The sequence below is a fragment of the Mesonia oceanica genome, assembly GCF_902499555.1.
Lineage (GTDB): Bacteria > Bacteroidota > Bacteroidia > Flavobacteriales > Flavobacteriaceae > Mesonia > Mesonia oceanica.
The window spans coordinates 43,617-49,742 of record NZ_CABVMM010000018.1; the positions used below are offsets into that span (position 1 = coordinate 43,617).

At 34.7% G+C, this 6,126-nt stretch carries 6 protein-coding genes and 1 pseudogene; 6 read left to right on the forward strand and 1 reads right to left on the reverse strand.

Annotation, left to right across the window (positions count from 1 at the left end):
- Nucleotides 1-4 precede the first annotated feature (4 nt).
- From FVB9532_RS17920 to FVB9532_RS17945, 6 genes are all read left to right on the forward strand, one after another.
- Nucleotides 5-1,297 (forward strand): DUF2157 domain-containing protein, encoded by a 1,293-nt coding sequence (locus FVB9532_RS17920; protein WP_150546558.1) that lies wholly within the window; start codon nt 5-7, stop codon nt 1,295-1,297.
- Nucleotides 1,287-1,850: a GDYXXLXY domain-containing protein gene (locus FVB9532_RS17925; protein ID WP_150546559.1), complete on the forward strand. Its 564-nt coding sequence runs from the start codon at nt 1,287-1,289 to the stop codon at nt 1,848-1,850. Before FVB9532_RS17920 ends, FVB9532_RS17925 begins: the two co-directional genes overlap by 11 nt.
- A 130-nt stretch (nt 1,851-1,980) precedes the next feature.
- Nucleotides 1,981-2,976 carry an NADP-dependent oxidoreductase gene (locus FVB9532_RS17930; protein WP_150546560.1) on the forward strand — a complete coding sequence of 332 codons (996 nt, stop codon included), beginning with the start codon at nt 1,981-1,983 and terminating at the stop codon, nt 2,974-2,976.
- 492 nt (nt 2,977-3,468) lie between these two features.
- Complete coding sequence (locus FVB9532_RS17935; protein ID WP_150546561.1) at nt 3,469-4,596, forward strand: hypothetical protein; 1,128 nt, start codon at nt 3,469-3,471, stop codon at nt 4,594-4,596.
- A 401-nt stretch (nt 4,597-4,997) separates the two neighbouring features.
- Nucleotides 4,998-5,330, forward strand: a complete 333-nt coding sequence (locus tag FVB9532_RS17940; protein WP_150546562.1) for a hypothetical protein — start codon at nt 4,998-5,000, stop codon at nt 5,328-5,330.
- Nucleotides 5,330-5,878, forward strand: coding sequence for a hypothetical protein (locus FVB9532_RS17945; RefSeq protein WP_150546563.1), 549 nt, complete (start codon nt 5,330-5,332; stop codon nt 5,876-5,878). The genes FVB9532_RS17940 and FVB9532_RS17945 overlap by 1 nt, the downstream gene beginning before the upstream one ends.
- Before the next feature lie 44 nt (nt 5,879-5,922).
- Here FVB9532_RS17945 and FVB9532_RS19790 read toward each other — a convergent pair.
- Nucleotides 5,923-6,126, reverse strand: a pseudogene (locus FVB9532_RS19790) (IS110 family transposase); the annotation flags it as partial.

The window sequence follows — 6,126 nt, forward strand, 5'->3', positions numbered from 1 at the left end:
TCGCATGAAAATTTATCACGAATTAGAAGAACTGATCGAACAAAATGTTATTAGTACTGAAACTGCTAATAAGATCAAGCACTATTACCTTCAAAAAAACCAAAGTTCCCCCAACCAACTCTATATCATCTTCGGTGTTTTAGGAGCAATCTTGATAGGCTTGGGCATTATCTTAATTATTGCTCATAACTGGGACAATTTTTCTACTGGCCTTAAAAGCTTTTTTGCATTTATCCCCCTCGCTATAGGGCAAGTTCTTGCCTTATATGTGATGTTTAAGAAATATACCCATATCGCTTGGCGGGAAGGCGTAGCGTCTTTTTTATTTTTGGCCATTGGTGTTAGTATTTCCTTGGTGAGTCAGATTTATCATATTCAAGGTGATTCCCAAAGTTTTATGCTTACGTGGATGCTCTTGGCCTTACCGCTCATTTACTTATTAAATTCCAGTATCGCTTTTTTACTCTACCTTGGTTGGATCACCTTTTATGCTTTCTTAGTAGGATATTTTAATTATCCTACCGCCCCACCCTATTTATACGGGCTTTTATTGATAGCTATACTTCCTTTTTATGGTTATCATGTAATTAAGAAAAGTAAAAACACCCATGCGTTAGCCTTCCAGAGCTGGGGGATCGCTTTATCGTTGCTGATGGTTTTAGGTGCTTTTTCCCATCAACATCAACCGTTTATTTACATTACCTACCTAAGCATGTTTGCATTTTTCTTAGGGCTATCCAAGATCAATACATTTAAAAGTACATCCAGTCTTCAAGTAGCTTATGCGTTTGTGGGATATGGTGGCACCTTGGTGATATTATTTATATTAAGTTTTAGGGATGGTATTTGGAAATCTTTTAGCTCAGAACTACTCGCACATAATTTTTTTACTTCCCCAGAATTTCTACTAGGCTTGGCTTTTAGCTTGGCAGCAGGTTATTTTATAGTGCAACAATATATCCAGACAAAAAAAGTTTTTAAAATATCCCCTTATCAGATCAGTTATATCATTTGTATAGGTATATTTTTCACAGGAATTCACCTCTCCTTAGGGGCCGTTATCATCAATATATATTTATTAATTTTAGGGCTATATACCATTCGACTAGGCAATAAAAAACCTCATTTTGGGATTCTTAACTTTGGGCTTAGCATTATTACTGTATTAATTATTTGCCGGTTTTTTGATACCAATTTAAGTTTTATCGTCCGTGGAGTTTTATTTCTACTTGTGGGAGCCGGTTTTTTTGCTGCAAATTATTTAACCCTTCAACGAAAAAAGCAAAATGCTGCATAAAAAAATACTCTTGCCTTTATTTATGGTGATGGTAATCGCCCAGTGGTATATACCCGCTCATATGATTTGGGAAAAAGAAGAAATTCTTGTATCCGGGAAATCCTATAAATTTAAAATAAAACCCATTGACCCTTCGCACCCCTTAAAGGGAAAATACATTCGCTTGATCTATGAGGAAGATTCCTTTACCGTTCCCCATATAGAACCTTGGATGACCGGACAGGAGATTTATGTATTGCTTACTACCGATGAAACAGGCTATGCTCAAATAAAATCCATTCACCCCAACGCTCCCAATACCGGTAAAAATAACTATTTTAAAGTCCGCTCCAGTCACTATACGCGGGATTGCAGCATACAGCTAAATTATCCTTTTGACGAATTTTATATGAATGAATTTAAAGCTCCCCAAGCGGAAAAACTTCAACGGGAGATGACGCTAGATTCTACCAAAAATGTTTATGCAGTGGTATTTGTAAAAGATGGATCGGTGGTTTTAAAAGAGGTAGAAGTAGACGGCACCCCCCTTAGTGAACTCTTAAACACGAACTAAGCTTTTCTTAATACCTCACACCTATTTCCTACAACCTACGCTCCCCTATTGTTTCCCTTGTTAAACAAACTTTAAACCGTCTTATTTATGAATAAAGCTAAGGAGAAAGCCCTAACTTTAATAAAAAAAGATGAGCAATACCATTTTATTGAACAACCGTCCTGAAGGAAAACCTCAGGAATCTGATTTTAAATTTGTAGAACAAGAAGTAGGTACTCCCGGTGAACAGGAACTTTTAGTAGAAGCGCTCTACGTTTCTGTAGATCCTTACCTGCGCGGAAGGATGAGAGATGAAAAATCCTACGTTCCTCCGTTTGAGCTGAATGAACCTATAAGTTCTAATATCGTTGCTAAAGTACTCGAGTCTAAACACGAAAACTTTAAAGAAGGAGATTATGTATCGGGAAATATGGCTTGGAAAAAGAAACAAGTAGTAAGTACCGATAACCTCCAAAAAGTAAATCCTGATCAAGCCCCACTCTCTGCTTATTTGGGTATTTTAGGGCTTACTGGTCTTACGGCTTATTTAGGATTAAACGAAATAGGCCAACCCCAGAAAGGCGAAACTTTATTGGTTTCGGGCGCTGCAGGAGCTGTAGGAAGCGTCGTTGGGCAAATAGGGAAAATACTTGGATTAAAAGTCGTAGGAATTGCCGGAAGCGATGAAAAAATAGAAATGCTTACTTCCAAGTTTGGTTTTGATGGTGGTATTAACTATAAAACTACCGAAAATATGAAAGAAGCAATTGGCAAAGCCTGTCCTGATGGTGTAGATATTTATTTTGATAATGTAGGCGGCGAAATTTCTGATGCTGTACTTTTTCATATCAATAAAATGGCACGTATCGTTATTTGTGGTGCTATTGCCGTTTATAATAAAACCGAAACTCCAAAAGCTTTAGCTGTACAGCCTTTTTTAGTAAAGAACAGTGCATTAATGCAAGGCTTTATTGTAAGCAATTATGCCGATAAATTTAAAGAAGCTGCCCAACAATTGGCCCAATGGCTACAAGAAGATCAACTTCATTATGAGGAAACCATCGTAGAAGGTTTTGAGAATATCCCTCAAGCTTTTATCGATTTATTTGATGGGAAAAACAAAGGAAAAATGGTAGTCAAAGCATAAGAGTTATAAAAACGAGCTTGTCTTCAAGCTAAGCTTAAGGTGATCCTGTTTATGTTTACTTTAGAAGAAAAATTTTCAAGGGTTCTGCTATAGTTTAGCTTTATCCTTGAGTTACTACTAAGCCTCTGTTTTAAAAAGCAGAGGCTTAGTTGATTCATGAGGAAAGGTTTTCTTACTTTATCTATCTTGGCACGCCTTTTCCCTCATTAAAACTTCCTGTTTTTTTCGCATTCTTATAGAGCTGTCGTTAAATTAGGAGATGTAAGCCTCAACTGAGGTCCATTAACTAACAAGTTATTCCATGTAAATTTTAGTATTTTAATGATCTCTATCTATCTCATTCCACAAGGTTTAGCGATTATTAAATTAACACCTTATTATGTTTTTTACTATGATAATTTCAACAAAATATCCAAAAAAAATATAAATCCTGAATTAATTTGCTTTTCTATCTTGTTTTAAATAGTTTTAGTAATTCCTAAATGAGTAACCATGAAACAATCGAATAGGCTCAAAGAATTATATACCTATCAAATCTTGGATACTCCACAAGAAAAAGAATTAGATGATTTTGCCGAATTGGCTGCGCTTAGCTGTAATACCCCCTTTGCCTTAATTAGTTTTATAGATAGAGATCGGAATTGGTATAAAGCCAAAGTAGGCTTAGAAATTAACCAATATAAAAATCGGCATCCTTTTGTAGAGCATATTTTAAAGGGTAATTATCATTTTATTGAAGTGAAAAACCTTGCGGAAGATGAACATTTTAGCGAACCCTTGGCGTTAGGTACACAAACCATAAATTATTATGCTGGAGTTACGTTAAAATCACCTAACGGCCATGTACTGGGTACGTTAAGTGTATTGCACGAGCAACCTTATTGTTTAAATGAAGACCAAAAAAAATCTTTAAAAATTATTGGGGATAAAGTCATGAAATTTTTAAACGATAGAAGAGCTTTATTAGATCAGCAAAATACCATTGCCAAAAATGCTCAAAAGTTAAAAAACCTTACCGATCACGTTCCTCATTTAATCTTTCAGCTAAAGTTCTATCCTTCTTCCGATAAGGTAAAAATAGAGTTTGTGAGCAGGGGCATCAAGAAATTATTCCCCATGATTAAGGACCCTCAGAAATTTATTGAGCGACCGGAGTGGTTTATCAAGCTTATTCATCCGGAGCATCGTGAAAAATTTAAAGTTCACCTACAAGAATTACTTAACAGTAAAAAAAGACAAGTCATTGAATATAAACTCAACCACTGCGAAAATAAATGGCACCTTTTAAAAGTAAATCCAGAGCTACATCAGGACGGAAGTGTAACTTGGTATGGAAACATTGAAGACATTACCAGCCATTTAGAATATGAAAAAGCAATGGAAAATATAGTATATGATCTATCGCATGTACTCCGTCGTCCCGTGGCCAATTTGCTGGGGATTAACAACCTATTACAGGAAGAGAAGAATTTGAATGAAAAAGACCTTAGAAAGTATAGTAAATTTATACAAAAGGCTTCCCAAGAACTCGATGATTACTCCCGCGAACTCAACGAAATATACCAAAAAAAGCGAGAAGAAGTCATGATGACCAAACTTAATAAAAAACTACTGCAGTAAATTTTCTTGCCTATCACTTCCCTATCCTGTCTTTAGCAAAGTAAGATGATCCATCAAAAGATGAGTTTAAAGTTATTAAAGTAAATAAAAACCAACTCTTTTCTACATTAAATTTGGCCCCATTCTTCCTAGTATGGCAAGCCTGATTTAGCAATGGCAAAACTGCTATTAAAGCGGGTTTTTTATTGATGCCTTACCCTCTTTGCGGCCCTATCATAGGAGACAAGTCGCTTTAGGTTTTGTGGTTCCCTCCCCTGCTCTTTGCCATTCTTGTTGTTTTAGAAGACCGATAATTTAGTTATATTTGAAGTAGTGATATAGTGTAGATAAACGCCATGCGTTTATTCGCATGTTGTGTGCAATTAAAACAAACATTCTGCTAAACATTAAAAATTTGAAAAATGCCGTATCGAATAAATAACCCAGCGAACGTATTAAGCCCGAGGAAAAATGTAAAAAATGTAACTGTCTTGTACAATGGCGGTGCAGTTCCTGGCGAGTATTCTGTGGCTAAACTGAAATGGAACGGAAATGACGTAATTGGAGTGCGTTGGAATATTACCGAGAATGAAATTCACGATAAAGATAAAATTAGCGGAAAAAATGTATGCTTGGGAGAACCAAATTCACGCGGACATTCAACTTGGTTTATATTACCAGACGACTTAATAGATAAACTTATAACAGGCGGAATATTAGCAGAAGACCTTAAAAAATATCTGAAAGAAAAATAATGACTAACGAGACAATAGACTATATAAATAATTGGGAAAAGGAATTGAAAAAAATTAACGGAGATGAACTGACCGATTTTTTTAATAGGTTTCAAACTTTATATCCAATTTACAATCGACTTTACAATGATGCTTTTAGAATTGAAAAAGCTAAAAATAAAGAACTGAATAGAATCTCTGATTATGAAAAAGCAACAGTTTTTGTAAGAGATTTTATTGGTGCAGACTTGATAATTGATAATTTGAAAGATGATAATAGAATTGATGATATCAAGGCAATCTCGGATTTAATAGATAACGAAATATTTCATATAAATTTAAAAGACGGAATTGGTCAAGAAGAATTTGACAAACAGTTATCTAAAAATTTAGTGAATGAACAAGATAATTCAATCAGAGCAAAAGCAGTATTAAGCGTAATATATAATGTTAGATGCAATTTGGTACACGGATATAAAAATCTTGAAGAACATCAAAGAATGCTATTAGAACCTGTTCAAAATTTGTTACTGACAGTTGTCGAAACATTAAAAAATCGGTTAAAATAACTGCACACAACAAAGTACTGTGGTAAAAAACAAGTAAATCTAGGTTAATTTTTTACTAAATTACTTCTATGAGAATCATCATAAAATAGTCCTGATTTTGCTATCGCAAAAGCCTGTTTCAATAACTTATTACATACGGCAATTAAAGTCAATTTTTTGCTCTTTCCTTTGGCCACTATTCGTTCATAAATTTCCCTGCAAGCTTTGTTATATCTACACGCATTAAAACTACACATAAATAACAAATT

Bases quoted from the DNA above. Each gene is read 5' to 3' on its own strand.
- FVB9532_RS17935 (WP_150546561.1), top strand. From the start codon at position 3,469: ATGAAACAATCGAATAGGCTCAAAGAATTATATACCTATCAAATCTTG.
- FVB9532_RS17940 (WP_150546562.1), top strand. From the start codon at position 4,998: ATGCCGTATCGAATAAATAACCCAGCGAACGTATTAAGCCCGAGGAAA.
- FVB9532_RS17930 (WP_150546560.1), top strand. From the start codon at position 1,981: ATGAGCAATACCATTTTATTGAACAACCGTCCTGAAGGAAAACCTCAG.
- FVB9532_RS17925 (WP_150546559.1), top strand. From the start codon at position 1,287: ATGCTGCATAAAAAAATACTCTTGCCTTTATTTATGGTGATGGTAATC.
- FVB9532_RS17945 (WP_150546563.1), top strand. From the start codon at position 5,330: ATGACTAACGAGACAATAGACTATATAAATAATTGGGAAAAGGAATTG.
- FVB9532_RS17920 (WP_150546558.1), top strand. From the start codon at position 5: ATGAAAATTTATCACGAATTAGAAGAACTGATCGAACAAAATGTTATT.